At 62.9% G+C, this 26,157-nt stretch carries 26 protein-coding genes; 7 read left to right on the top strand and 19 right to left on the bottom strand.

What is annotated here, in order from left to right:
• Positions 1-12: 12 nt before the first annotated feature.
• The 5 genes from ON753_RS24835 to ON753_RS24815 all read right to left on the bottom strand — a co-directional run bounded on the left by ON753_RS24835 (position 13) and on the right by ON753_RS24815 (position 5,268).
• Positions 13-2,916, bottom strand: coding sequence for a formate dehydrogenase subunit alpha (locus ON753_RS24835; RefSeq protein WP_265966566.1), 2,904 nt, complete (start codon positions 2,914-2,916; stop codon positions 13-15).
• 102 nt (positions 2,917-3,018) lie between these two features.
• Positions 3,019-3,210 carry a twin-arginine translocation pathway signal protein gene (locus ON753_RS24830; protein ID WP_265966564.1) on the bottom strand — a complete coding sequence of 64 codons (192 nt, stop codon included), beginning with the start codon at positions 3,208-3,210 and terminating at the stop codon, positions 3,019-3,021.
• Positions 3,211-3,364: 154 nt separating this feature from the next.
• Complete coding sequence (locus ON753_RS24825) at positions 3,365-3,973, bottom strand: TorD/DmsD family molecular chaperone (protein WP_265966562.1); 609 nt, start codon at positions 3,971-3,973, stop codon at positions 3,365-3,367.
• Positions 3,974-4,040: 67 nt separating this feature from the next.
• The gene (locus ON753_RS24820; RefSeq protein WP_265966560.1) at positions 4,041-4,709 is read right to left on the bottom strand and encodes a DUF3306 domain-containing protein; all 669 of its coding nucleotides are present in this window, start codon (positions 4,707-4,709) and stop codon (positions 4,041-4,043) included.
• Positions 4,699-5,268 carry a DUF3305 domain-containing protein gene (locus ON753_RS24815; protein WP_265966558.1) on the bottom strand — a complete coding sequence of 190 codons (570 nt, stop codon included), beginning with the start codon at positions 5,266-5,268 and terminating at the stop codon, positions 4,699-4,701. The genes ON753_RS24820 and ON753_RS24815 overlap by 11 nt, the downstream gene beginning before the upstream one ends.
• Before the next feature lie 212 nt (positions 5,269-5,480).
• Here ON753_RS24815 and ON753_RS24810 point away from each other — a divergent pair, with 212 nt between their 5' ends.
• Positions 5,481-7,445 carry a 4Fe-4S binding protein gene (locus tag ON753_RS24810; protein WP_265966556.1) on the top strand — a complete coding sequence of 655 codons (1,965 nt, stop codon included), beginning with the start codon at positions 5,481-5,483 and terminating at the stop codon, positions 7,443-7,445.
• A 221-nt stretch (positions 7,446-7,666) separates the two neighbouring features.
• On the opposite strand, the gene ON753_RS24805 is transcribed toward ON753_RS24810, so the two are convergent.
• Positions 7,667-8,425, bottom strand: a complete 759-nt coding sequence (locus tag ON753_RS24805; protein WP_265966554.1) for a hypothetical protein — start codon at positions 8,423-8,425, stop codon at positions 7,667-7,669.
• Positions 8,426-8,535: 110 nt separating this feature from the next.
• Here ON753_RS24805 and ON753_RS24800 point away from each other — a divergent pair, with 110 nt between their 5' ends.
• The 5 genes from ON753_RS24800 to ON753_RS24780 are packed head-to-tail and all read left to right on the top strand — an operon-like array spanning position 8,536 to position 12,623.
• Positions 8,536-8,712: a DUF6494 family protein gene (locus ON753_RS24800; protein ID WP_418068014.1), complete on the top strand. Its 177-nt coding sequence runs from the start codon at positions 8,536-8,538 to the stop codon at positions 8,710-8,712.
• Position 8,713: 1 nt separating this feature from the next.
• Positions 8,714-9,805 carry an Mrp/NBP35 family ATP-binding protein gene (locus ON753_RS24795; RefSeq protein ID WP_265966549.1) on the top strand — a complete coding sequence of 364 codons (1,092 nt, stop codon included), beginning with the start codon at positions 8,714-8,716 and terminating at the stop codon, positions 9,803-9,805.
• Positions 9,802-10,506 carry a biotin/lipoate--protein ligase family protein gene (locus ON753_RS24790; protein WP_265966547.1) on the top strand — a complete coding sequence of 235 codons (705 nt, stop codon included), beginning with the start codon at positions 9,802-9,804 and terminating at the stop codon, positions 10,504-10,506. The genes ON753_RS24795 and ON753_RS24790 overlap by 4 nt, the downstream gene beginning before the upstream one ends.
• Positions 10,507-10,510: 4 nt before the next feature.
• Positions 10,511-10,987: a DUF6505 family protein gene (locus tag ON753_RS24785; RefSeq protein ID WP_265966545.1), complete on the top strand. Its 477-nt coding sequence runs from the start codon at positions 10,511-10,513 to the stop codon at positions 10,985-10,987.
• A 58-nt stretch (positions 10,988-11,045) separates the two neighbouring features.
• Entirely contained in the window at positions 11,046-12,623 is a 1,578-nt protein-coding gene (locus tag ON753_RS24780) for a serine hydrolase domain-containing protein (RefSeq protein ID WP_265966543.1), read from the top strand.
• 11 nt (positions 12,624-12,634) lie between these two features.
• Here ON753_RS24780 and ON753_RS24775 read toward each other — a convergent pair whose 3' ends face one another.
• The 8 genes from ON753_RS24775 to ON753_RS24740 all read right to left on the bottom strand — a co-directional run bounded on the left by ON753_RS24775 (position 12,635) and on the right by ON753_RS24740 (position 21,327).
• The gene (locus ON753_RS24775; protein WP_265966542.1) at positions 12,635-13,798 is read right to left on the bottom strand and encodes an iron-containing alcohol dehydrogenase; all 1,164 of its coding nucleotides are present in this window, start codon (positions 13,796-13,798) and stop codon (positions 12,635-12,637) included.
• A 312-nt stretch (positions 13,799-14,110) separates the two neighbouring features.
• Positions 14,111-15,499, bottom strand: coding sequence for an aldehyde dehydrogenase family protein (locus ON753_RS24770; protein ID WP_265966540.1), 1,389 nt, complete (start codon positions 15,497-15,499; stop codon positions 14,111-14,113).
• A 159-nt stretch (positions 15,500-15,658) separates the two neighbouring features.
• The gene (locus ON753_RS24765) at positions 15,659-17,026 is read right to left on the bottom strand and encodes a glutamine synthetase family protein (RefSeq protein WP_265966537.1); all 1,368 of its coding nucleotides are present in this window, start codon (positions 17,024-17,026) and stop codon (positions 15,659-15,661) included.
• Between the two features lie 130 nt (positions 17,027-17,156).
• Positions 17,157-18,206 carry a TRAP transporter substrate-binding protein gene (locus ON753_RS24760; RefSeq protein ID WP_265966535.1) on the bottom strand — a complete coding sequence of 350 codons (1,050 nt, stop codon included), beginning with the start codon at positions 18,204-18,206 and terminating at the stop codon, positions 17,157-17,159.
• Positions 18,207-18,383: 177 nt separating this feature from the next.
• The gene (locus ON753_RS24755; protein WP_265966533.1) at positions 18,384-19,724 is read right to left on the bottom strand and encodes a TRAP transporter large permease; all 1,341 of its coding nucleotides are present in this window, start codon (positions 19,722-19,724) and stop codon (positions 18,384-18,386) included.
• Positions 19,724-20,320, bottom strand: a complete 597-nt coding sequence (locus tag ON753_RS24750; RefSeq protein ID WP_265966531.1) for a TRAP transporter small permease subunit — start codon at positions 20,318-20,320, stop codon at positions 19,724-19,726. The genes ON753_RS24755 and ON753_RS24750 overlap by 1 nt, the downstream gene beginning before the upstream one ends.
• Positions 20,313-21,110: an N-formylglutamate amidohydrolase gene (locus ON753_RS24745; RefSeq protein ID WP_265966528.1), complete on the bottom strand. Its 798-nt coding sequence runs from the start codon at positions 21,108-21,110 to the stop codon at positions 20,313-20,315. Before ON753_RS24745 ends, ON753_RS24750 begins: the two co-directional genes overlap by 8 nt.
• Positions 21,100-21,327 (bottom strand): hypothetical protein, encoded by a 228-nt coding sequence (locus ON753_RS24740; protein ID WP_265966526.1) that lies wholly within the window; start codon positions 21,325-21,327, stop codon positions 21,100-21,102. Before ON753_RS24740 ends, ON753_RS24745 begins: the two co-directional genes overlap by 11 nt.
• Here ON753_RS24740 and ON753_RS24735 point away from each other — a divergent pair.
• On the top strand, positions 21,326-22,195 hold the full coding sequence (locus tag ON753_RS24735; protein ID WP_265966524.1) for a MurR/RpiR family transcriptional regulator: 870 nt from the start codon (positions 21,326-21,328) through the stop codon (positions 22,193-22,195). The genes ON753_RS24740 and ON753_RS24735 overlap by 2 nt on opposite strands.
• Positions 22,196-22,246: 51 nt before the next feature.
• Here the strand turns inward: ON753_RS24735 and ON753_RS24730 are convergent, their stop codons facing one another.
• From ON753_RS24730 to ON753_RS24710, 5 genes are all read right to left on the bottom strand, one after another.
• Complete coding sequence (locus ON753_RS24730) at positions 22,247-23,299, bottom strand: endonuclease/exonuclease/phosphatase family protein (RefSeq protein ID WP_265966522.1); 1,053 nt, start codon at positions 23,297-23,299, stop codon at positions 22,247-22,249.
• Between the two features lie 145 nt (positions 23,300-23,444).
• Entirely contained in the window at positions 23,445-24,599 is a 1,155-nt protein-coding gene (locus ON753_RS24725; RefSeq protein WP_265966520.1) for a M56 family metallopeptidase, read from the bottom strand.
• Complete coding sequence (locus tag ON753_RS24720) at positions 24,586-24,981, bottom strand: BlaI/MecI/CopY family transcriptional regulator (protein ID WP_265966518.1); 396 nt, start codon at positions 24,979-24,981, stop codon at positions 24,586-24,588. The genes ON753_RS24725 and ON753_RS24720 overlap by 14 nt, the downstream gene beginning before the upstream one ends.
• Positions 24,982-25,077: 96 nt before the next feature.
• Positions 25,078-25,356 carry a DUF2160 domain-containing protein gene (locus ON753_RS24715; RefSeq protein WP_265966516.1) on the bottom strand — a complete coding sequence of 93 codons (279 nt, stop codon included), beginning with the start codon at positions 25,354-25,356 and terminating at the stop codon, positions 25,078-25,080.
• The gene (locus ON753_RS24710) at positions 25,356-26,153 is read right to left on the bottom strand and encodes a carbohydrate ABC transporter permease (protein ID WP_265966514.1); all 798 of its coding nucleotides are present in this window, start codon (positions 26,151-26,153) and stop codon (positions 25,356-25,358) included. The genes ON753_RS24715 and ON753_RS24710 overlap by 1 nt, the downstream gene beginning before the upstream one ends.
• Between the last annotated feature and the right edge of the window lie 4 nt (positions 26,154-26,157).

The raw sequence follows: 26,157 nt of genomic DNA, 5'->3' as shown, positions 1-26,157 counted from the left end.
CGTCTATTCTCCTTACGCTGCCGAGATCCTGCAGAGAGTGGCTTTGGTCTCCTGCATCTGGGTCACCGAGTCATACCCGTAGGTCTGCGCGGTGTTGGAGCTTTCCCCGAGAACGATCGGGTCGGCGCCCTTGGGATATTTCGACCTCCGGTCCTCGCCCTGGAAATGACCGCCGAAGTGGAACGGCATGAAGGCAACGCCTTCGCCGACCCGTTCGGTCACCATCGCCATGACCTTGACCTTGCCGCCTTCCGGCCCTTCCAGCCAGACCTGCGCGCCGTCCCGCACCCCGAGATTGTTGGCATCCCGCGGATTGATTTCGACGAACATGTTCTGCTGGAGCTCGGCCAGCCAGGGGTTCGACCTGGTTTCGTCCCCGCCGCCCTCGTATTCGACCAGACGGCCGGACGTGAGGATGATTGGGAAGTCCTTGGAAAAGTCGTTCTTCTGGATCGACTCATAGAGCGTCGGAACACGCCAGAAGGTCTTGTCCGCATAGGTCGGATAATCGGCAACCAGGTCCCGCCGGTTGGTGTAGAGCGGTTCGCGGTGCAGCGGCACCGGATCCGGGAATGTCCACACCACGGCGCGGGCCTTGGCATTGCCGAACGGGGCGCAGCCATGCTTGATCGCCACCCGCTGGATACCGCCTGAAAGGTCGGTCTTCCAGTTGACGGTGCCGAGCTTGTCCGGCGCTCCGGCCACAGCCTCGACCGACTGCCGCTCTTCCGGCGTGAGATCGCCGTCCCATCCGAGATCCATCAGCATCTGCATGGTGAATTCCGGATAGCCGTCCTGGATTTCGGCGCCCGGGTTGGAAACGCCTTCGGCCAGCAGGTTGTCGCCGTCCCGTTCCACCCCGAAGCGGGCGCGGAAGCACAGGCCGCCCTCGGCAACCGGCATCGACATGTCGTAGAGATTTGCCGTGCCCGGATGGCCCATTTCCGCGGTTCCCCAGCAGGGCCACGGCATGCCGTAGAACTCGCCGTCATTCGGCCCGCCGACAGCCCTGAGGGTGGTGCGGTCGAACGTATGCTGGTTCGCCATGTGGGATTTCATCCGTTCCGGCGACTGCCCGGTATAGCCGATCGTCCACATGCCGCGGTTGAACTCGCGGGTGATGTCCTCGACATTCGGCTCCTCGCCGTCCATGGCGATGTTGCGGAACATCCGGTCGTCGAAACCGAACTTCTTGGCGAACATGGCCATGATGGTGTGGTCCGGCTTGGACTCGAACAAGGGTTCGATGACCTTCTCACGCCATTGCAGCGACCGGTTGGAAGCCGTGACCGACCCGCGGGTCTCGAACTGTGTCGTCGCCGGCAGCAGGTAGCAGCCGTCGGTGCGGTCATGCAGGATCGCCGAAACCGTCGGGAACGGATCCACCACGACCAGGAGGTCGAGCTTTTCCATCGCCTTCTTCATTTCCGGCAGGCGGGTCTGCGAGTTGGGCGCATGTCCCCACAGCACCATCGCCCTGGTATTGTCCGGCTGTTCAAGGTTTTCCTTGGCTTCCAGGACACCGTCGATCCAGCGGCTGACCGGAATGCCGGTCAGGTTCATCATGGCCTTGTCCTTGCCGTCCGCGCCTTTCATGGTCGCGAACTGCCCCTTCAGCCAATCCAGATCTTCTTCCCACACGCGCGCCCAGTGTGCCCAGGAACCCGCCGTCAGGCCGTAGTAGCCCGGCAGCGTGTCGGCCAGGACCCCAAGATCCGTCGCGCCCTGCACGTTGTCATGGCCGCGGAAGATGTTGGTGCCGCCGCCGGCAACGCCCATGTTGCCCAGGGCCAGCTGCAGGATGCAGTAGGCGCGGGTGTTGTTGTTGCCGTTGGTATGCTGGGTTCCGCCCATGCACCAGATCACGGTGCCCGGACGGTTGTTGGCAAGGGTCATCGCCACACGTTTCAGCTGGCTTCCCGGAGTGCCCGTCACCCGCTCGACTTCCTCCGGGTTCCACTTGGCGACCTCGGTGCGGATCTCGTCCATGCCCCATACACGGGTACGGATGAATTCCTTGTCCTCCCAGCCATTCTCGAAAATGTGCCAGAGGATGCCCCAGATCAGCGCAACGTCCGAGCCCGGACGCATGCGGACATATTCGTCCGCATGGGCCGCGGTGCGGGTGAAGCGCGGATCGCAGACGATCAGCGGCGCATTGTTCTGTTCCTTGGCACGCAGCACATGCAGCAGGGACACCGGATGCGCTTCGGCCGGATTGCCGCCGATGATGAAGATCGCCTGGGAATTATGGATGTCGTTGTAGCTGTTGGTCATGGCGCCGTAGCCCCATGTGTTCGCCACGCCGGCAACCGTCGTCGAATGGCAGATCCGGGCCTGGTGGTCGACGTTGTTCGTCCCCCAGTAGCCCGCGAACTTGCGGAAGAGATAGGCCTGTTCGTTGCTGAACTTGGCCGAACCGAGCCAGTAGACGCTGTCCGGTCCGCTTTCTTCGCGGATCTGCTGCATCTTGTCGCCGATCTCGTTGATGGCTTCGTCCCAGCTGATCCGTTTCCACTCGCCGCCTTCCATTTTCATCGGATATTTCAGGCGGCGTTCGCCGTGGGCGTGTTCGCGGACCGAGGCCCCCTTGGCGCAGTGAGCGCCGAGATTGAACGGGCTGTCCCAGCCCGGCTCCTGTCCGACCCACACCCCGTTGGCGACTTCCGCTATCACGGTGCAGCCTACCGAACAGTGCGTGCACACCGACTTGACGGTGTTCACCGCCTGGTCTGCCGATTGTGCCTGAGCCCGCGTGACCGATCCCCCGGTCGCGGTGATGGCGGCCAGTCCGCCTGCGGCCAGACCGGAGCCTTTCAGGAAGGTGCGGCGGTCGACCGATTTATATGCAGCGTCTTTCAGGATACTTGCACCCTGGGGGCGTCTCGCTACCCCATTGGTCTTTTTCCTAAGCATGTTGCCCTACCTCGCATGTATCAGTAGCTGATACGGCTGGGTTGTCAGTGAACCGGCGCTCGGGCGTCTCGCAACCATGGCCGGCGAATTCACAGGGTCCAGTCAGAACCGGGCGCTGTCGTAGTAGGCACGGGTATGCGCCGTGTCCTGCATCTTGTCGGAATTGAGATCCGGTTCAGCCGCCTCGGCAACTGTTCCGCTCGTGACCGCGGTCACGGCAACAGGCGCGGATATCGCAGCCAGTTTCAGGAAATCCCGGCGGTCATGTCCCTCCGCCGTTTCGCGTCGTTTCATCGTCGCAATCCTCCTCTCCAAACGGGCAGCGAGGCTGCCCAAATTGCAAACGTACCTTGCAAAATCTGCGATCACCGATCGGATCGCCCCAGGTTTCCTCCTCCCATCGCGCGGTTCTTAAACCGCGTATTCGGTCCCCGTCATGGGGACTGCATCAATTCCCCAGCATGTCGAAGCCCTCGGCCTCGATCTCCATGAACCGGCGACCCAGCGACCCGACGGCGCCGTAGAACACGGACGTGTTGCTCGCTTCCAGATCGGTGAAGAAATGAATGGCCCAGGGTTCGATATGGGTATTGAAAAAACTCTTCTGCCCGGCAACGGACGTCACCTTGCCGAAACGGCCGACGATCATGCCGCCCATCATTTCCATCAGCGAGGCGATGTTGTCCTCCGGTTCGTGCTTGCCCTCGGCACGCTCGATCCTGCGCTCCGCCATGTCCTGCCGGAGTCTCGCCAATGGTTTTTCGTTCAGGAAACCGGTGAGGTAATAGCTGGCATAGGGAAGCAATTCACCCCGCCCCAGGCCGATGAACAGGGCATTGAATTCGCGCTCGGCAGTTTCTGCTCTCGTCACCGCGGCAATCTTCGCCAGCAGGTCAAGGGCGTTGCCAAGGGGCGTGTCATCGCCGCGCAAGCCGGCGATCTGGCCGAGCAGCGCGGCATCGGCCGGCCTGGCCAGAACAAGCCCGAGAAAATCATAAAGCTCAGAACGGGCCTGATCTTCCGGATTGATTATGAATTCCCTCGCAACTGCGGGCATCCACAGTCTCTCCCCCTAGAAACCTGCACCGGACCGACGACCAAACCGTTATTCGACTTCAGTATTATCAATAGTCGAACCGCATTCGGCGCCTCGTTGAACGACGCTCTTTTTCTGTTTCAACGAAGGCAGGTTCATCAGAGTCAACAATGTCAGCAGTATTAGTTTGCACCCACTTATCATCCGGCGTCAAATGAATAGATGTTTTTCCATTTTCGTCATAAGTGTTTTGCAATGCAGCAGAATCTTCTTGCTGCGATGCATCAGACGCCCGCTCGCTCACGTCGTGCTGATCTTCGGCCGCTGTGCCGGATCCTTCCGGTTCGGCCGCGTCCTCGCCGATCTTGTCCAGGAAACCCCGCCCGACCTGATACACGGTTTTCACGACCTTGCTGATCGTCGCCGCATCGGTGAAATCGTCGTCATAGTCGTTGAGGCCGTCGACATTGGCCAGAACCGGATTTGAGCGCCAGAGCGTTCGCAGGGCGCGGCGGCGCAGACGTTCCGGGACAGCCTCTGAAAGAAACCGGGAAAAATCGTCCCCCTTCACCAGTGTGTCGGGGTCGGGCAGGTCGAGCTCTTCCAGGATTTCGGCGTCGGATTTCTGCTCCAGCTCCGCGCGCCTTTCCGCGGTCTGCGCCTCTTGCTTCAGTTCCCGTTCCGCCTCTTCCGCCTTGCGGACCGCCGCTTTGCGCCGGGACCAGAAATCCGTATGTTTTTCGTCGTCAGTGCTCACTGGCATCCGCCCTTTTCCGCTGCCCCGGCGCCCGGTAGACGTCGCTCATCTGGCGGACGCGCGGGTCGCCGATGCCCTCCTCCACAAGGTCCACGCGCTTCTCGTCGCGCTTGCGCTTGAGGAAAATCTCTTCCTCATGATGGAGATCGATGAATTCCTGCACCCAGGCGATCAGGCCCGGCGGCATCGGCACCTTTTCGACGATAACCTCGCTGGAATCGGTGTAATTCAAGCCTTCATGCGCCGAGGCCGTCACGAGCTGCAGTTCCAGCGGAATGCCGGGCTCGAGTTCCGGCGCCGGCCGCATCACCACGTAGACCGACGGGATCTTGTCGGCGAGCGCGATCAGGTAGGCTTCGGTCTCCGTGCGATGAAGTTCGAGTACCAGGGTGGCCGCGTGGTATTCCACCGCATCGCCTTCCTCCCGCAGCACCGTCCAATGCGCCGGTGCCGCCCCCGGCAGCAGCGAAACCGCACGCCAGGCCCATTTTTGCCAGCGCGTCACACCGGGCAGCCTGCGGACGACGACGCCAACCGGCATTGCGCGTGTTCTTTGCATGTTCACAGGTGTCAATCCTCCCCCGGCACCGGTTCCCGATCCGGAGTGTGATAGTTTCGCAATGCCGAAGCAAGCCTCGTAAAAAGATCAGGTCCCGCAGAAGTCGGCCTTGACGAACACCGGACTTGGCCCTTGTTATGGCTATCGGACAGTTGCCGAACCGCGCCGAGAATCAGGTGGCAGGCAGTCCACGGGGAGAGGACGCGCAAGCGATGACGGAAACAAGGCTGCTGCTTTGTGATTGCCGCAAGAGCCAGGCAATCGACGCGGAGCAGATCGAACGGGCAACCGGAATTCCGTGTTCCAGGGTGCATACGGAGCTGTGCCGGTCGGAAGTGGAAGTCGCGGGCGAAGCGATCCGCTCCGGCAACGTGATCATCGCCTGCCAGCAGGAGCGGCAGACCTTCGAAGACCTCGCCGCCGAGCTCGAGGCCGAAGAACCGGGGTTTGCCGACATCCGCGACCGGGCCGGCTGGAGTGACGACACCCGGCCTGCGGCCGCAAAAATGGCCGCCCTGATTGCCGACGCGGTCCTGCCCCGGCCGGGCCCCAGGGTCATGGATGTGACCTCCGGCGGCGGCTGTCTCATTCTGGGCGAGGCCGAGGCCGCCCTGTCCGCCGCCGAACATCTCTGCGACGCGCTGAGCGTCACCGTGCTGTTGGACCCGCAGGCGGACGTGCCGCTTTCGCACGACGGGCGGTTCGACATCGTTCGCGGGCGGGTCAAGTCCGCGACCGGGGCCCTCGGGCAGTTCAAACTTTCCTTTGCCGCCCTGCAGGAGCGCATTCCCGGCGGGCGCGGTGCGTTCAACTGGACCGACCCGCGCGACGATGGCCGGACCGAATGCGACCTCATCCTCGATCTCAGCCGCGAGGCTCCGCTGTTTCCCGCGCACGGCAAGCGCGAAGGCTATCTGCGCGCCGATCCCGGCAACGCGGAAGCCCGCACGAAGGCCCTGCTGGAAGCTTCCCAGTTGATCGGCACATTCGAAAAGCCGATCTATGTCAAGCTGGATCAGCAGCTTTGCGCCCATTCCCGGGCCCAAAAGACCGGGTGCCGGCGCTGCCTCGACCTGTGCCCGACCGGGGCGATTTCGCCCGACGGCGACCATGTTTCGGTGGACACGATGGTCTGCGCCGGCTGCGGAACCTGTTCGGCGGTCTGTCCCTCCGGCGCGATCTCCTACGATGCGCCGTCGGTCGCGACCCTGTTCAAACGCATCCAGACACTGGGCTCCACCTGGCGAAAGCTGAGCGCGGACACGCCGCGTCTGCTGGTGCACGACAGCAAGCACGGCGCTGAAATCATCCGCCTCAGTGCGCGCTATGGCAAAGGCCTGCCGGCCGACGTCATCCCCCTGGAAACGAGCGCGATTGCCAGCTTCGGTCACGCCGAGGCCCTCGGCGCGCTTGCCTGCGGTTTCGGTTCGGTGACGCTGCTGCTGTCGCCGGAAACGGAAAAGGACGGCATTCCCTTCCAGACCGAGCTGGCGAACGCAATTGCCGGCGACGCGCGGGTGATCCTGCTCGAGCCTGTCGATCCGGATCAGCTGGAGGAAGCCCTCTACCACGCTGCGCCTGCGCCGCTTGTCGACCATCCCATTCTGCCCCTCGGCTCGCGCCGGCAGATCACCCGGCTGGCCGCAAAGGCGATGAACACGGAAGAAACCGCCATTGCGCTTGGCGCCGGATCCCCCTATGGCGCGGTGGTGCTGGATCAGGACGCGTGTACGCTTTGCCTGTCCTGCGTCTCCCTGTGCCCCTCCGGCGCGCTAAAGGAAAATCCGGACCAGCCGCAGCTCCGCTTCCAGGAAGACGCGTGCCTGCAATGCGGCATCTGCACGACCATCTGCCCGGAAAACGCGCTGACGCTTGATCCGCGGCTGAACCTTGGCGACGACGCGCTTGCCCCGATCGTCCTGAAGGAAGAAGAACCGTTCTCCTGCATCGAGTGCGGCAAGCCCTTCGGGGTACGCTCGACCGTGGAGCGGCTGACCGGAAAGCTTGCCGGCAAGCACTCCATGTTCCAGAATGAGAAGGCCGTGCGGCTGATCCAGATGTGCGACGACTGCCGCGTGAACGCGGTCTACCACTCCGAGAACAACCCCTTCGCCATGGGCGAGCGGCCGCGGGTGCGCACGAGCGACGACTATATCAGCAAGCGGCGGGACCATTGACGGCCATAGAGCATTTCTCGAGAACATTTCCTCATCCTGGCAAGGCTGGAAACATTGGAAAACAAAGTGAATGGGCCGGGCGATTTTGCCCTCTGGCGTCGTTGGTTCGCCCTTGCGGTGGGTCACACCACGGCGGGCAAATCGCCTGGCCAGAGGGCAAGATCGCCGCGGTCAAATGAGCCAATATTCTCGAAAAATGCTCTAGCCCGCATGAACAGGAACTACTCGTATTGGATCGGCGGGCCGAGATCGGCCGGTGGAATCCGTGAAACGAAGGCGAGGATCGCGTCCAGATCCGCAAGCGACATTTTCACCGGCACGATCGGCGGCGGCCGCGTGATGTCGAACGGCTCGGTGACCCCTTCGATCACGGTGAAGGCGGGATGGGGATTGAGCGCGAAGAACGCCTCGAACCGCGCCTGCCAGTCGGCAAAGCTGCGCATGACGGCGAAGGACGGGGTTGAGCCGATGGTGGTGAACCGGGTCTGCTCATTGACCATGTGGCAGCGGCCGCAATGGATAACGGAGAGCCGTTCGCCTTCGCTCACATCCCCGGAAATGACGACGGGTCCGGTCTCCTCCGCCTCTTCGAGCGCCGCCGTGAAAAGCGCCTTGCCGTCAGGCTGGAAGGCGTCGATGGTGTTCCGGCCGATGTCGCCGGTCAGCCAGTCCTTGAAGCGTGCGACATGCTCGTTGCCGGTATCGGCAACGTCCATGAACCAGGTCTTTCCGAGGCCCGAAAAGACCGGCGTTCCCTCTTCGGCCGCCGAGAAACGCACATCCGCTACCTCGTCAGCGGCAACGATTTCGATCCGGATGGATGTCTTGAGCGAAAAGCGCGGCAGCAGATACTTGAGGAAGCCGGTTGCCTCAAGGTCTTCCGGCGCACTCAAGCGGAACGACCGGGTTTCGGCCTTGCCGGGCACCATTGCAGCGCCAAGCATGAAGCCCATGACACACAGTAAGGCAAAGCAGCGCACGTGCTCCTCCCCCACGTTGCTGACCGACAGGGTAGGGTACGGATCAAAACACCGGAACGTCAACGTATTTTGACATTGAAGAGGAGATGAAGGTGCACGACGAATTCAATATGTCCATGCGCAAATTCCTGAAACAGGTCGGCGTCACGTCCCAGCAGGCGATCGAAAAGGCTGTCCGGGAGGGCGGTCCCTCCGCCGGAAAAACGTTCAAGGTCAAGGCTGTGATCACGATCGAAGAGCTTGGCCTGGACCACGTCGTGACCGGCGAAATCCAGGGACACGACTGAAGTGCCGCTGACGCGCGAGACCGTTCTGAACACGTTGAAGACGATTGCCGATCCGCTGACCGGTGAAGACATCGTGGCCACCGGCATGATCCGGGGGCTGCGGGTCGCGGGTGGCGACGTCCGCTTCGTCATGGAAATCGACTCCCGCCGCTTTGCCGACATGGAGGCGCTGAAGGAGGAGGCGGAAGCGAAACTGGCGTCGCTGGAAGACTGTGACGACGTCCAGATCGTCCTCACCTCCCATTCGGACCAGGCAACGCCGCCCGAGCGGCCGAAAGAGCCCCAGCCGATCAGACCGGAGCCGGCCCCGCCTGGAACCTCCGGTCCGCAGAAGGTCGCGGGGATCGGACGGGTGATCGCCATTGCCTCCGGCAAGGGCGGTGTCGGCAAGTCGACCGTAGCGGCCAATCTCGCCTGTGCGCTGGCAGCCCAGGGCCGCAGGGTCGGTCTCCTGGATGCGGATGTCTACGGTCCGTCCCAGCCGAAAATGCTGGGCATCACCGGACGGCCGACATCCCCGGACGGCCGGATGATCCTGCCCCTGCGCAATCACGGCGTCACAATGATGTCCATTGGCCTGATGACCTCCGGCGACGAGGCGGTCGCCTGGCGCGGACCGATGCTGATGGGGGCCCTTCAGCAGATGATGTCCCAGGTACAGTGGGGCGCGCTGGACGTGCTGATCGTCGACCTGCCGCCCGGCACCGGCGATGTGCAGATGACGCTCAGCCAGAAGTTCGTGGTCGACGGGGCAATCATCGTTTCGACCCCGCAGGACGTCGCCTTGCTCGATGCCCGCAAAGGCATCGACATGTTCCGGCAGATGAACGTGCCCATCCTCGGGATGATCGAGAACATGTCGACCCATATCTGCTCCAATTGCGGTCATGAGGAACATGTCTTCGGCCATGGCGGCGTTGCCGCGGAGGCGGAAAAGATCGGCGTGCCGCTGCTCGCCGAAATTCCGCTTCACCTCAACATCCGCCTTGCCGCCGACAGCGGCACGCCGCTCGCGATCAAGTCCCCCGATGCGCCGGAGGCCGGGGTTTTCCGGCAACTGGCCGCGGCCCTGATCGACGGAGGCAAGGCATGAGCGAGATCCAGTTCCCGCCGCTTTTCAAGGGAGAGCCGCTGACCGGCCAGGCCGACCCGTTCGAACGGGCAGTCGCCATGGCCATCGCCGGGAGCGACCCGGGCATGGTGGTTTACAATCTCGGCGGCGAAAAGCTGCGGGCGAGCCTCATCTTCGCCCCGGAGGTGCCGCTCGAAGAAGCCATGACCACGCTTCCCGTCTGCGGCCTGGGCTTCCAGGCCGCCCTCGGCGCCCTTGCGCCGCCGGAAGTCGCGGTTCATCTGGCATGGGACGGGACGATCCGCGTCAACGGTGCCATCTGCGGCAGGATGCGGATCAAGGCCTCGACCGGTGATCCGGACAAGATACCGGACTGGCTGGTCCTGGGACTGGAACTCAACATGGCCAGCCCGGAGCGGAACCCCGGCAATTCCCCTGACACGACCTATCTCTCCGAGGAAGGCTGCGCGGAGGTGTCCGCCGGGCAGCTTGTGGAAAGCTGGGTGCGCCACAGCCTTTACTGGATCAACCGCTGGCTGGACGAGGGCCCGCGCCGGATCCATTCAGACTGGCGCGCCCTGGTGCCGGATCTCGGCGAACCGCTGGAGATCGGCGGCCGCGCGGGCACCTTTGTCGGCGTCGACGAACGTTTCGGCATGCTGCTCAGGACCACCGAAGGCAACACGCTGCTGATCCCCCTCTCAACCCGTCTGGAAAGCTGACCCCATGAAACTCGCCCGTGCCGTGCACCTGGATGACAGCGACCTCAATGTCTATTTTTCCCCCGCCCGGACCGGCGAATGGTGTCTTTCGGGCGGCTTCGAATTCTCCGACTGGACCGAGGCCGACCTCACCGGCAAGGCCCGACAGGCCTTTGCCAACGGCTGGCTGGGCCTGGAAACCTTCGGCCGGGTGACCTTCGTTGCCGTCACGCCGATCGAAGAGGCCGAACTCAAGGTTCTGACCGACCGGCTCGCCCGGCACTTCGTCGACCTCTACGGCGCTCCCTCCCTGGAAGCGGCCCGCAGCGTCGCCGCCGAGGAACTCGCCTACATGGCCGACCTGTGCGCCGAACACGATGAGAACACGCTGATCGCGGTGCAAAGGGACCTGACGGAAGGCGGCGTAAGGGAAAGCTTCCGCACCATCGCGGCACCCGCGGCCGAACTGGACCTGGTCGCGATGCATGGGGACATGGAGTAGGATGACCCTACGCCCCGGTTCCTGCTACGGTTGAAGAACCTGGAACAGGATTCGCGACATGCCACCGATGGACCTCTCCCGCCGCTTTTTTCTGAGCTCCGCGACGGCGGCGCTTGCCGGTCTCCCGTTCGGGGCGTTCGCGCAGCAGCTTTCGCCGGCTCAACTGCCCGGCGTCGACGTGCCGCCCGGGCAGGTCGATAGGGCTGTCGCCGAGCTTGACCGGATCGTTGCCGATATCATGCGGCGCAGCGCGGTGCCCGGCGTTGCCGTTGCCGTGGTGCATGAAGGCAAAACGCTTTTCGCAAAGGGATTTGGCGTGCGCCGCCTGGGGGCGGATGGCAGCGTCACGCCGGATACGGTCTTTCAGCTCGCCTCCCTGTCGAAATCGATCGGTGCGACGGTGGTGGCGCGTCAGGTCAGCCGGGGTGTCGTTTCCTGGGACAGCCGCATGCGCGATCTGCTGCCGGGGTTCTCCCTGTCCGACCCGGACCGCAGCGAGAAGCTGACCATCGGCGATCTCTACAGCCACCGCTCCGGCCTTCCCGATCACGCGGGCGACGATCTGGAGGATCTCGGCTTCGGCCGAGAGGTTATCCTTGAACGGCTTCGCCTGTTGCCGCTCGCGCCTTTCCGCACGTCCTACGCCTATACCAATTTCGGCCTGACCGCCGCGGCGGAAGCTGTAGCCCAAGCCTCGGGCACCGACTGGAGCAGCCTTTCGCAGGAAGCGCTTTACCAGCCGCTCGGCATGACCGGCACCAGCTCGCGGTTCCAAGACATCATGGCAGCCAAGAACCGCGCCGTGCCACATGCCCGCGGCAGCGACGGCTTTGCGCCGCTGTTTCAGCGCAATCCGGATGCGCAATCTCCGGCAGGCGGTGTCAGCTCGACCGTCAATGACATGGCGATCTGGCTGAAGATGCTGCTGGCCGACGGCAGCCACGACGGCCGGCAGGTCCTGGCACCGGAAGCACTGCTGGCCGCGGTCAGCCCGCAGAGTTTTTCCAGCCCGCCGCACAGCCCGGACGCCCGGGCGGGCTTTTATGGCTTCGGCTTCAATGTCGGCGTCGAACCGTCGGGACGGGTCAAGATCAGCCATTCCGGCGCCTTTCTCATGGGCGCCGGCACCTGCTTTTCCATGATCCCATCCCTCGATCTCGGCATCGTGGTCCTGACCAATGCCGCACCGGTCGGAGCTGCGGAATCCATCGCGGCATCGTTCACCGACCTGGCGCAGTTTGGGCGCGAAACCCGCGACTGGTATGCGGGATACTCGAGACTGTTCGAAGGTTTTTACACCGTGCGCGGCCGAGCGGCGGGCGCAACGCCGCCGGCCGCGGCCGCAGCTCCGCCGCCGGCCGAAGACTGCGCCGGCGTCTATTCCCATCCCTATTTCGGGACGATCGAGGTGATCGCAAAGAGCAACGGCCTCGTGCTGGCCGCAGGACCCGAGCCGATGCTGTTTCCGCTCCATCCCTGGGATGGAGCGGTCATGGTCTTCGACTTCGTCACCGAAAACGCCCCGATCGGCTCCCGTTCGGCGCTGACCTTTGCAGACCTGGCCGACGGCCCTGCGCAGAGCGTGGAGATCGAACTCTTCGGCGACGACCCACCCGCCCGGTTTACCCGGGTTTAGGGCACCGATCCTTAAACCGTTCCGGCCTGCGCCTTGTCGAAGATCTCCAGGGCACCGTCCTTGGTGAGCGGCACCGGGTTGCCGCCGGCGGTCGGGTCGACGATCGCCATTTCGGCGATGAGGTCGCGTTTGCTGTCGTCCACCTTGAGACCCCCGAGGGTGTGCGGCACTTCGAGATCCGCGCGCAGCTTCAGGATCGTGTCCAGCACGCCCTGGTAGCCGCCGGAAATGCCGAGGAAACCGGCGAGACGCTCGAATTTCTGTTCGATGGCGGGCCGGTTGAACTGCAGCACATAGGGCATGAAGACGGCATTGGTCATGCCGTGGTGCGTGTCGTAAAGCGCGCCAACCGGATGGGACAGAGAGTGGATCGCCCCGAGCCCCTTCTGGAAGGCGACGGCGCCCATGGCGGCGGCGCTCATCAGGTGGCCGCGGGCGGCGAGGTCCGAGCCGTCGGCGGCGACCCTGGGCAGGTTTTCCAGGACGAGGCGGATGCCTTCCAGCGCGATGCCTTCGGACATCGGGTGATACATCGGCGCCGAATAGGCTTCGAGGCAATGCGCCAGCGCGTCCATGCCGGTGCCGACCGTAATGAAGCGCGGCATGCCGACGGTGAGTTCCGGGTCGCAGATCACGATGGCCGGCAGCATCTTCGGATGGAAGATCACCTTCTTGGTGTGGGTCGCCTCATTGGTGACGACGCCCGCGCGGCCGACTTCCGAACCGGTCCCGGCGGTGGTCGGAACGGCCACGATAGGCGCGATGCCGGCCGGATCGGCCCGGGTCCACCAGTCGCCGATGTCCTCGAAGTCCCAGATCGGGCGGGTCTGCCCGGACATGAAGGCAATCAGCTTGCCCGCGTCCAGCCCGGAACCGCCGCCGAAGGCGATAACGCCGTCATGGCCGCCGGCCTTGTAGGCCGCGACGCCGGCGGTGATGTTGCTGTCGACCGGGTTCGGCTTGACGTCGGAAAAGACGGCGGCGGCAAGGCCCTCGGCCTTGAGGCTTTCAATGGCGGCGGCGACCATCGGCAGGCCGGCCAGGCCCGGGTCGGTGACCAGCAGCGGGTTGGACATGCCGGCGGCCGTGACCGCCTTCGGCAATTCCTTGATACGCCCGGCACCAAAGCGGACGGAAGTCGGATAGGACCAGTTGACAGAAGGAAGTGAGCTCATGGGTGTCTCGTCAGTTGAATGTTTGCATAACGGGCTGGGCCTCTCCCAACCACATTCTGTTGTTCTCTGCCGGGCGCTTCAGCGAACTCCCCTCTCCCCCCTTGCGGGGGAGATGTCCGCACAGCGGACAGAGGGGGTGACCGGGCGCTGCGTCATATTCCTGGTCTGCGCGCTTGCCGAGAGGCTGACACCACCCTCTGTCTCCTGGCGGAGACATCTCCCCCGCAAGGGGGAGAGGTGAGCAAGCCCAAAAGCTCTGACCCAATCGGGCAAAGGAATGCTGGGCGCGCTCGGTCATTTGGCAGTCCGGCCTCAGTGCTCGACGCGGAAGTGGAAGGATTTCGGCCGGGTCAGGTTATGGAAGCCGATTTCCGACAGGGCGGCGCCCTTGCCGGTGTCCTTGACACCGGTCCACACCAGAGCCGGATCGAGATAGTCGCAGCGGTTCATGAACACTGTGCCCGTCTCCACCTTGTCGCCGATTTCGGCGGCGGCCTCGACATCTTCCGTCCAGATCGAGGCGGTGAGGCCGTAGGGACTGTCATTCATGAACTGCAGGGCTTCCTCGTCGTCCTTCACCTTCATGATGCCGACCACCGGGCCGAAGCTTTCCTCGCGCATGACGGACATCTGGTGGTTCACGTCCGTCAGCACCTGCGGTGCCAGGTAGGGCGAGCCCTCCTTGTCTTGCGGGAATTTGGCCATGTCGACATGGGCCTTCGCCCCCTTGCGCAGGGCCTCCTGGGTCTGCTCGCGCACCCAGGCGGCAAAGCGCGCCTGCGCCATCGGGCCGAGGGTGGACGCCTCGTCCAGCGGATTGCCGAGCTTGTACTGGCTGGTCAGGTCGACGAAGCCGTCGACGAAACGGTCATAGAGGCTTTCGTGGACATAGACGCGCTCGATGCCGCAGCAGCACTGGCCGGAATTGTAGAACGCCCCGTCGACCAGATTGCCGACCGCATAGTCGAGATCGGCATCCGCGCGCACATAGGCCGGGTCCTTGCCGCCGAGTTCCAGACCAAGCGTTGCGAAGGTGCCGGCCAGGGCTTTTTCGATGGCGCGGCCCCCGGCCACGGAACCGGTGAAGTTGACATGGTCGATCACGCCCGAGCCGAGCAGTTTTTCCGTGCCCTGGTGCGTCAGGACGACGTTCTGGAAGACGCCCTTCGGCAGGCCGGCAATCTCGAAGGCCTTGGCCAGGCGCTCGCCGACCAGGAGGGTTTGCGCGGCATGTTTCAGGATGACCACGTTGCCGGACATCAGCGCCGGCATGATGGTGTTGATCGCCGTCATGAACGGGTAGTTCCACGGCGCGATCACCATGACGATGCCGAGCGGCACCCGGCGCAGATAGCGCTTGAAGCCCGGCTTGTCGGTGCGCTCGATATCGGCCAGCGCCTCCTCGGCGGTCCTGGCGCAATATTCCGTGCGCTCGATCGTGCCGCCCAGTTCGCCGCCATAGCGGATCGGCCGGCCCATCTGCCAGGCCAGCTCCGGAACGACTTCGTCATTCATCGCCTTCAGCGCCTCGAGCGCCTTCAGGCAATAGGCGACCCTTTCCTTGATCGGAACGGCCGCCCAGCCGATCTGGGCCGTTCTGGCCGCCGAAACGGTCCTGGCGACGGCCGCTTCATCGAGAGCCGGACGTTCGGCATAGACCGACCCGTCTATGGGGGAGATCAGTTTGATCACATCTGACATTTTGGAACCTCTCCTGCCGCGTCTGCCCGCGCGGTTTTTCGAAAGTGGTTGGCTCTTATGTGTTCCGGTACGTGCCTTCGGCCCGTTTCCTTCGGGAGGGAGCTGACGGTCCTCCTCAAGGCGAGGTCGGGGCAAGAGCCCCGCCTTCAGTTCAGTCCATCAGGCCCGTTCGAACCCGCGGGCGATTTCGTAGTCCGTCACGACCCTGTCGAACTCTTCCAGCTCCCATTCGGCCGCCCGGGCGTAATGATCGATCACCGCATCGGAAAAGGCCTCCCGCAGGAACTCCGACTTGCGCATGCTCTCGCGCGCGTCGCGCAGGGTTTGCGGGATTTCCCGTGCCTTTGCCGCGTCGTAAGCATCGCCGGATGTCGGCGGATCGAGCGGCAGTTTCTCTTCAAGTCCCTTGAGACCCGCGGCGATCAGAACCGCGAGGGCCAGGTAGGGATTGAGATCGGAACCGCCGATCCGGCATTCGATCCGCAGCGCCTTGGTGCCCTCCCCGCACAGCCGGAAGCCGGCCGTCCGGTTGTCGACGGACCACACGGTCTTGGTCGGCGCGAAGGTGCCCTTCTGGAATCGCTTGTAGCTGTTGATGTAGGGCGCCAGGAAATAGGTGTAGTCGGGCGCGTATTTGATCAGGCCGGCAACGTAGTGGCGCATCGTTTCCGACATGCCGTATTCGCCTTTCTCGTCGCAGAAGACGTTGTTGCCGTCCTTGTCGAAGATCGACAGGTGCACATGGGAGGACGAGCCGACCCTGTCCCGGCGCCACTTGGCCAGGAAGGAAGCGGACCGTCCCTTGGCCCAGGCAATCTCCTTCACCGCATTTTTTGCGATGGTGTGATACTCGGCCGTATCGAGCGCCGGAGCATATTTGATGTTCAGTTCTTCCTGGCCGGCTTCGGCTTCGCCCTTGGTGTTCTCGACCGGAATTCCCGCGGCAAAGAGGTAATTGCGCACCGGGCGCATGACATCCTCTTCCTTGGTGGTCTGCAGGATGTGGTAATCCTCGTTGTAGCCGGAAATCGGATCCATGTGCCGGTAGCCGGTCTTGCGCATCTCGTCATAGCTTCGCTCGAACAGGAAGAATTCCAGTTCGGTCGCCATGATCGGCGTCAGGCCGAGTTCGGCCAGGCGGGCGACCTGGGCCTTCAGCATGGCGCGCGGGGAATGCGGCACGTCCGCGTGCGTGTGATGGTCCTGTACGTCGCACATGACCATTGCCGTGCCTTCCAGCCATGGCACCAGGCGCAGGCTCGACAGGTCCGGCTTCATCACGTAGTCGCCGTAGCCGCCCGACCAGCTCGTCGCCCGATAGCCCTCGACGGTGTACATCTCCAGGTCGGTCGCCAGCAGGTAGTTGCAGCAATGGGTCTCGGTATGGGCGCTGTCGATGAAATGCTGGGCGTGAAAACGCTTGCCCATCAGCCGCCCCTGCATGTCGACAATGCAAGTAAGCACCGTATCGATATCGCCGGAAGAGACGAGAGACTTCAGCGCATCGAAAGTCAGATTGCCTGGCATATTTGTCAGTCCGTATTGGGCGGGTCGCGTCATGTTCCATTGAAGGACCGGCCCGGAGAAGTCTGGCTCCGGACCGGTGAATTCAGGCCGCGCCGCCACCCGGAGGAGAGGCGGCGCGGCCGGGCACGTATCAGGTGTACCGGTAAGGACGGCCTGCCTTCTGCATGTCCTTGTTGTACTTCTTGAAGATCTCCACGACCTTCGCCTTGATCGGCGATTCAGCGGCTATCTCGTCCCAGAAGACCGTTGCCGCTTCTTCCACGGTTGCCCATTCGGCATCCGGAATGGTGGTCAGTTCCATCTTGGTGCCGTTGACGCGCAGCGCCGCTTCACCGCCCCAGTACCACCACTGGCGATAGTAATGCGAGGCGTCCATGGCGAGCTGCAGCATGGTCTTCAGGTGATCCGGCAGCTCGTTCCAGCGTTCCATGTTGGCAAAGAAGGATCCTGCCCAGGCACCGGAGATGTTGTTGGTCAGGAAGTAGTTGGTCACGTCGGCCCAGCCGACCGTGTAGTCTTCGGTGATGCCTGACCAGGCAATGCCGTCGAGTTCGCCCGTCTGAACGGCGACTTCGATGTCTTCCCACGGCAGGGTGACCGGCACGACGCCGAACTGGGCCATGAAACGACCGGCCGTCGGGAAGGTGAAGACGCGCTTGCCTTCCAGGTCCTTCAGCGAGCGGATCGGATCCTTGGTGGCAAAGTGGCACGGATCCCAGGCACCGGCGGAAATGTGCTTCACGCCGACCTTGGCATATTCCTCTTCCCAGATTTCCTTCAGTCCGTACTGGTTGAACAGCACCGGCACGTCGAGGGAATAGCGGGACGCAAACGGGAAGTAGCCGCCGAACACGGTGACTTCGGTCGGCGAGGCCATGGAGTCGTCGTCGGACTGCACGGCATCGATGGTGCCCTGCTGCATGGCGCGGAACAGCTCGCCGGTCGGGACCAGCTGGTCCGCGGTGTAGAGCTCGATTTCCATCTCGCCGTTGGCCGCCTTGTTGAAGGCATCGATATGCGGCTTGATCACGTGCTCGGCCAGGGCCGGGCCCGCATAGGTCTGCAGGCGCCACTTGATCGGCGACTGGCCGTGAACGGCGGGAGCCGCAAGCGAAGTGGCTCCGGCGGCGGCAACTGTGCCGATACCGGCTTTTTTCAGAAAGTCACGTCTGTTTGTCATCTTCAGTTCCCCTAGTTTCGATCCAATTCATGGCAGTCCGTCCGTTTTCCGGATCTTGTCCAACCAACTCCGCTTCCTCCGGATGTTGTTCGGAGCAGGAGGCAAGTGCTGCTGCTTCCAGCCATTACACCATTCAAATAGCGCGCCTCCCACTCATTTTTGCCCTGCATGCCGCACCTACTTGCCGTAAATCATATCCGGCAGCCACAGCGCGATTTGCGGGAAAGCCATCACGAGCACCAGCGCCAGGATCATCACCAGGACGAACGGCGTGATCGAGCCGTATATGTCGCGCATGGAGATTTCCGGCGGCGCCATGGCCCGCATCAGAAAGAGATTGTAGCCGAAGGGCGGCGTCATGTAGGCGATCTGTGTGGTGATCGTATAAAGAACGCCGTACCAGATCAGCACGTCGCCGGCGGGCATGCCGAGATCAAGCGTTGCCACCAGCGGCACGTAGAGCGGTGCGACGATCACCAGCATGGCCGTGTCGTCGAGAAAGGTTCCCATCACCAGGAAGGACAGCTGCATCAGGATCAGGATCAGCCACGGCGACAGTCCGAGCTGTTCGGTGAAAAGGCTCTCGATCGCCTTGACCGCGCCCAGCCCGTCGAACACGGCCCCGAAGCCGAGCGCCGCCAGAATGATCCACATGAACATGCACGAGATGCCGAGCGTGTTCTTCATGCACAGAATGAGGATGTGCCAGGACATGCGGCGGCGGACGAAGGCCGCAAGCAGGGCTGTCATCGCCCCGATGGCCGAGCTTTCCACCAGGCTTGTCCAGCCGTTGACGAACGGCACCATCATGGTCGCGAAGATCACCAGCGGCAGGAGGCCGGCAAGCAGCAGCCGGTACTTTTCGCCTTGCGATGCGTCCCTTTCCTCCTGCGTCAGCGCAGGACCGAGATGCGGCTGAAACTTGCAGCGCGTCGCGATGTAGACGATGAACATGGCCGCCATCATCAGGCCGGGGACAACGCCCGCGAGCCACAGCTGGCCGACCGGCGCCCGTGCGATCATGGCGTAGAGCACCAGCACCACGGAGGGTGGCACGAGAATTCCAAGCGACGACCCGGCCTGGATGACCCCCGTCACCATGCGCTTGTCGTATTTGCGTTTCAAAAGCTCCGGCAGCGCAATGGTCGCGCCGATGGCCATGCCGGCCACCGACAGGCCGTTCATGGCCGAGATCAGCACCATCAGCAGGATCGTGCCGATGGCAAGTCCGCCGTTCAACGGCCCCATCCAGACGTGGAACATCTTGTAGAGGTCGTCGGCGATCTTGGTTTCCGACAGGATGTAGCCCATGAAGATGAACATCGGCAGCGTCAGCAGCGGATACCATTTCATCAGTTTCATGGCAGCCGAGAACGGAATGTCGCCACCGCCGGTGCCCCAGAGCGCGAGCGCCGCAATGGCCGCGATGCCGCCGATGGCGCCGAAGACGCGCTGCCCCGTGAGGAGCATCAGCATCATCGACGAGAACATGAGAAGAGCGATCATCTCATACGACATCAGATCGTCTCTCCCTTGATCCGGGCAATATCCTTCAGGAATTCGGAGAACACCTGCAACAGCATCAGGAAGAAGCCGAGAATCATGACCATCTTGACCGGCCAGAGATAGGGCCGCCAGGCCGTCGGGCTGCGCTCGATATAGCCGAGCTTCTCACTGGCGGCCTGCGGCCCCCTTGTCACGAAAGTGGTGATCAGGTCCCACCAGAAACTCAGGGAATCCTTGCCGAAATAGCCGAGGGAATAGGCGGTGGAATTCAGCGCCCCGTAAAGCAGCACGCCGAGATAGAACATCAGCAGCAGCACCGTGAAGGCATCGAACCAGGCCTTCTTCTTCAAGCTCCAGTCCGCATAGAAAAGATCCATGCGCACGTTGGAGCCGAGCTGGATCGAGTAAGGCCCGCCGAGGATGTAATAGGCCACCATGGCGAACTGGGCGACTTCCAGGGTCCACAGCGAGGGATTGAAGAAGGTCTTGGAAATCGACGACCAGAGCAGGATGCCGGCCATCACGAAGACACCCCACATCATGATCCTGCCGATGCCCCGGTTGAAACCGTCGACGACCCGGATATAGACGCGCGCAGCCTTAAGCATCGGCCTCTCCTTGCACGTCACGCATCACAACTTGCGCCGCCTTCTCCAGCATGGGGCCGAGCATCCCGGACCAGCGCTCTTCCTCGGCAGCGCTCTTCAACTCGTCATTGCGGATCTCGATCATCAGACACGGCAGTCCGCGGTCCTCGCCATGACGGCGGATGGTGTAGTACACGCCGTCGGACGGCGCGTAGGGTTCGTTGTCACCGACGCTCAGGTCGCCCCGGCTGATGAGTGCCGCCAGCACAGGATCCGCGAGGCGGCGGTCGGTGTCGGAGATCAGGCCGATTTCCCAGGGCCTGGACCTGCCCTTGTAGACAGGCGTGAAGGAATGGATGGACACGACAGCCGTCGGCAGCCCTTCTTCCTTGCGCTGGTTGAGCAGCTTGTCGATCGCTTCGTGGAACGGCCTGTGCACCAGGTCCACCCGGAACGCTTTTTCGGAGGCCGGAAGGTCGCGATTGCCCGCGATCTCCGTCGTCTCGCTGAGACAGGGGATCAGGTCCTCGCGGCTTTCTTCCCGGTTGCAATCGATGATCAGGCGGGAAACGGTGGTGTAGACGAGCGGCGCATCGAGGCTTTGGGACAGGCCCTTGGCAACGCCAAGCGCGCCCGGGTCCCAGGCGATGTGAGCCGATTTGTCGGCTTCCGTGATGGCGAGCGACTGGTCGTAAGGCGGCGGGAAGAAGTTGGAGGCGTGATCGCAGACGAAGACGAACGGGCTCCTGCCCTCCGCATTTTCCACCGCGACGGCCCGGGACATTCCACCTGACTGTGGATCAGCTCCCATTCCCAACTCCCATGCGCGTCTCCCCCAGGAAATCACCGCCAAAATCAACGACAACCTTTGTAATGTTTATTACAGGATTGCCGAGTTGGCTAACTTCTGTAATATTTGATACGCAGAATACGGCTGCTGTCAATTCAATTCGGCAGTAAAATTTACACGTGCCGGACAAATCGAAACCGCGATCAGACCGGTCACGCACCAAAATGGTACCCGCCATGGAACGCCCTCTTCTGGATGACATCCGCGAGCGTCTGGACGAATTCACCGCGACGGAGAAAAAGGCGGCGCATGCCCTCATGGCCAATTATCCGATGCAGGGCCTTGGCACCGTCGCCCAGTTTGCCGATGCAGCCGGGGTCAGCTCGCCGACCATCCTGCGCTTCGTCGCCAGACTGGGATTTCCGGGCTTTGCGGAGTTTCAGAAAAAGCTGCGCAGCGAGTTGGAAAGCCAGTTGAATTCACCGCTGGCGCGCACCGCGAACCTGTCGGAAGACCCGGTCGGCGACCCGCATGTCAATCAGCTTCTGGAGAATGTGCGCGAGACCTTCGCCCACCTGCCGAAGGCGGAACTGACCGGTCTCATCAGGCTGCTCGCGGACGAGCGCAAGACCGTCCACCTGATCGGCGGGCGCTTCACCGACGGCCTTGCCCGCTACATGGCAGCCCATCTCAGGATCGTCCGCTCCAATGTCACCCATGTCGCCGGTCAGCAGGGCAACTGGCTGGATCAGCTTCTCGGGATCGGCTCGAAGGATGTCGTCCTGGTGTTCGATATCCGGCGCTACCAGACCGAGATCATCCAGTTCGCCGAGGCGGCCGCCAAACAGGGCGCCACGGTGGCGCTCATCACCGACAGCTGGATGTCGCCGATCGGCCGCTTCGCAAGCTACGTCCTGCCGGCGCGCGTGGCGGTGCCCTCCCCCTGGGATTCCTCCCTGGCGCTGATGGCGATCGCCGAGGTGCTGATCGCCGGGGTTACGCGAGAGAACCAGCAGCGGGCCCAGGAACGCATGCGCGCCCTGGAAGCCTTGCGCAACAAAGTGGACCCCTCGACCGAGGACCGCCCGGCGGGACCGGACATCTGAGCGGAGAAGCGCCAGCGAAGGCGGATGAATTTGCGATCCTGGCGGCCGCTTTCACGTGGCGGGCAGCGCGAGTGTTACCGCGATCGCCTCGTGATCGGAAATGTTCCGGCCCTTCGCGTCGACCGCCGGAATGACAGCCGGCGCCCGGCACTCAACGCCGCGCGCGAAGAACCAGTCGATCTTCTTGAACGCCCTGTACTCTTCGATCGTCCAGGCGTGATTGCGGGTGGTGAGATTGCTGGTATTGCACGTGCGCCAGTCGAAACCGGCTTCGCGGAGCCTGGCGAACATGGGCTCCACCGTTTCCGGCCTGGTGAGAAGCGCCTCCCCTTCGACACCTTCCTCCTGCAGCCCCTTGCAATTGAAGTCGCCGCCGATCAGGACCGGCTCGCTGCCGGTGAGCCTGTCCAGATGGGCCAGTAGAACCTTCGTTTCCTCGCTGCGCTCGGGCGGGCCCAGACGGCTTTCGTAGTGGACCGATACGACCCAGACCGGCTGCGGCAGAAGAAGCCGGACCGCGATCGCGATCCGTCCGCCGATGCGCCGCTGGTCGCCCGCATCCTTGTTCCAGAACCAGAAGCCGTCATTGTCGAGAGGCAAGACCAGCGCCCTGTCGATCGGAAATCGGGCGAGCACCGCGTTTCCGTGAAGGCCGTCCCTGTTCGGCGTCCCGCCGTGCAGTGCCTGCTCCCGGAAATCGCCGTGGCCGAGTTCGATGAACTCCGTGCCGTAGACGTGCCCCATGCCGAGAAGACGGGCAAGGTCGCCGGTGGTGTCCCGGTTGCCGGAGCGGGCCATGCCGAGATCCATTTCCGTCAGGAGGCAGATATCCGCCTGCTCGCGACGCAATACGGCGGCCGTTTCCTCCACGTGCTTGCAGCGTTCCAGGTTCCAGGCAACCACGCGCGGCCTCTCCGCCCGGAGCGCGGGCGCGTCCGCCGGTACCAGCCGAACCGTGTTGAGACAGGCCGCCTGCTGTCGCAAGGCCGCGTGACGTTCCGGTGTCGGCTCGCCCTGCAAGGCAGCCTTCCGCCACGCCTCGCTCGGGGTCTCCATCTCCCGGACCGTTTGGTCGACGGGCGGCAGGGGCGGAATTTCAGACATGGACGATCACACTCCGGACGGCCGTTTTCACGCAACGCCGTACAGCACAGCATGCCCGGCCGACAAGCGGGCGTCGGGCCCGTCCCGGACATGCGTGTCCTGCATGCGCAATGTCAAGCGGACACAAGCCAGCCCGCCCAAGCCGCTATTGCGGACGCTGACTGAAGGTGTTGATGACCTGCAGCCGTTCCAGATTGACGATCGCCGAAAGCATCAGCCGGTCCTGGCTCCAGTCCGCCGGTTTCTGGATCGACAGGGCCGTCAGGAAGATGACCGCCACCATGGGCAGGACGGCAAGAGCCGTGAGCCCCCAATGCGGGCGGACCCGGCCAGGCTCCATCAGCGCTTCCACCCTGCGGCGGAGCTTCTGGGCCGGCGAGCGGCGCAGCAGCCTCTCGTGAACCTCAAGCAGGGCCACCGCGGCAACACTGCCGGTGCTGTCCCGTGCGATCAGTTCCTGCCGTTTGCGAAGGCCTGCCTGCGCGGCGCGCAAGAGGCACAGGCAATAGGATCTCAGATCGACATGAGCGTCCTCGGCCACCTTCTGGTCGCAGGCGAGTTCGCGCAGCCGTTCGACTTCCGATTTCCAGTAGTAGAAGAACGGATTCCAGAAGAAGAAGGGGCGCAGAAGCTCAAGCCCGACTTCCCAGGCAACATCGCCCTGGCGCAGATGCTGGAACTCGTGTTTCAGAACGAGCCTCAGATCGTCCGGCTCCGCCAGCAGATCGGACGGAATCACCACGTAGTGATGGATCAGCCCGCGGGCGGAAAACGGCACCAGCGCATGGTCCGACAGCAGCAACCGGACACGCCCGTTGCGCCGCCACAGGTGGCAGGCGGAGAGCATCCGGTCGAGCCGCACCAGGCTGACGATCAGCTTGACGGCGAAATAAGAGAACCCGGCGGCCAGAAACAGAACGACACCGGCACCGAAACCCGGCGCCATTGTCAGAATGCTCTCGGTCATGCGGCTGCGCAGCCCGAGCAGCGCCTGAAAATCCTGCGCCGGAAGCGCAATGCCGCCCCGCAGGTATTGCGAGACCGCGTAATCGGCAAGGTTCACGGACAGCGTGGCCGGAACCACCTGCGCCGCGAGCATATGCTGATACGCGGCCACGATGGCCGGGGACACGATGATGATGGCGAAGAGACCGTTCAGGAGCCCGAGTTGGAGCGTGAACGCAAGTCTGTTCGCAAATCGTCCCATCAAAAGCTTGGCCGTCAGCCAAACCAGAGCCGTAATGGCCAATGTGACATTCAGATCGACATAGATATCGAACAACAGGCTAAGTAGCGTCATCTGTCCTCCTCCCGTCCAGCAACGCTCTAATCTCCTCCAGATCGTTCTTCGAGAGTTCGTATTCGTCGACGAGCCGGGCCACCAAAGAGGCCGGCGTGCCGTCGAACAGTTTCTCCGACAGGTTTCGAAGCGAACGGGACTGGTAGGTATCCTTGGTCAGCCGGGGGGAATAGATGAATGTCTTGCCTTCTTTTCGGCTGTCCACGAAGCCCTTGTCATCCAGGATCCGCATGATGGTGGCGCCGGACGTATAAGCGAGTTTTCTTTCCGGCGGCAGGCATGCCAGGATGTCCCGCACGCTGCCTTCGCCGATCTTCCAGAGTTCGGTCATGAACTCCAGTTCGACTTCGGTCAGAAACTCATTGCTTTTACGCTTTCTCATTATTTTCCTGCGCCAGTTGCGGAATGGATGTGGCTTACAGCTCCCATTCTTGCACGAATATCCCGGAAAATACTATTCCTTTAGTCGGTTCGGCCGTCACACTTTCCAGAAGCAGAAACTCCCCCATGCGATGCTGAACGCCAGCGGCCACCAGAGCGGATGCCCCATCAGCCCGAGCCAGGCCAGAAAGATATAGGCCGACCCAAGAAGCGTGATGAACAGACGGTCCCCGCGCGTCGTCTCCAGTCCCAGCACGCCCCGGCGGGCGTTGCCGCCAGGATAGCGGACTTCCAGAATGACCAGGAATCCGATTGCTGCGAAGATACCGGCGAACAGCAATGCCGTCGGCCAGGTCCAGGCCATCCAACCCAGCATCACACCCTCCCCAGGGCGAAGCCCTTGGCAATATAGTTACGGACAAAATAGATGACGATGGCGCCGGGAATGATGGTCAGGGTCCCGGCTGCCGCCAGCAGCCCGAGTTCATATCCCGCGGAGGAGGCGGTCCGGGTCATCACGGCGGCAATTGGTTTGGCGGCGACGGCCGTCAGGGTCTTGGCAAGCAGCAGTTCCACCCATGAGAACATGAAGCAGAAGAACGCGGCCACACCGACGCCCGACTTGATCGCAGGCAGGAAGATCGTCACGAAGAACCGCGGGAAGGAATAACCGTCCACATAGGCGGTTTCGTCCAGTTCCTTCGGCACACCGGACATGAAGCCTTCCAGGATCCAGACCGCCAGCGGCACATTGAACAGGCAGTGCGCCAGCGCCACCGCGATATGCGTGTCGAACAGGCCGACGGCGGAATAGAGCTGGAAGAAGGGCAGCGCGAACACCGCCGCCGGCGCCATACGGTTGGTGAGCAGCCAGAAGAACAGATGCTTGTCTCCCACGAACGAGTAGCGGGAAAACGCATAGGCCGCGGGCAGCGCTACCAGCACCGAGATCACCGTGTTCATGGTGACGTAGATGATGGAGTTGATATACCCCCAGTACCAGGTCGGATCGGTGAAGATGGTGGCATAGTTCGCCAGCGTCCAGGTCTGCGGAAACAGGGTGAACCCGGCAAGGATTTCGTTCGTGGTCTTGAAACTCATCGCGACGAGCCAGTAGATCGGCAGCATCAGGAAGAGAATGTACAGCATGGGAACCAGGCTTTTCAGGCGCATGACG

Origin of the sequence: Roseibium salinum (assembly GCF_026240905.1) — a bacterium.
Taxonomy (GTDB): domain Bacteria; phylum Pseudomonadota; class Alphaproteobacteria; order Rhizobiales; family Stappiaceae; genus Roseibium; species Roseibium salinum.
This window is presented reverse-complemented; position numbering and strand designations above follow the sequence as displayed.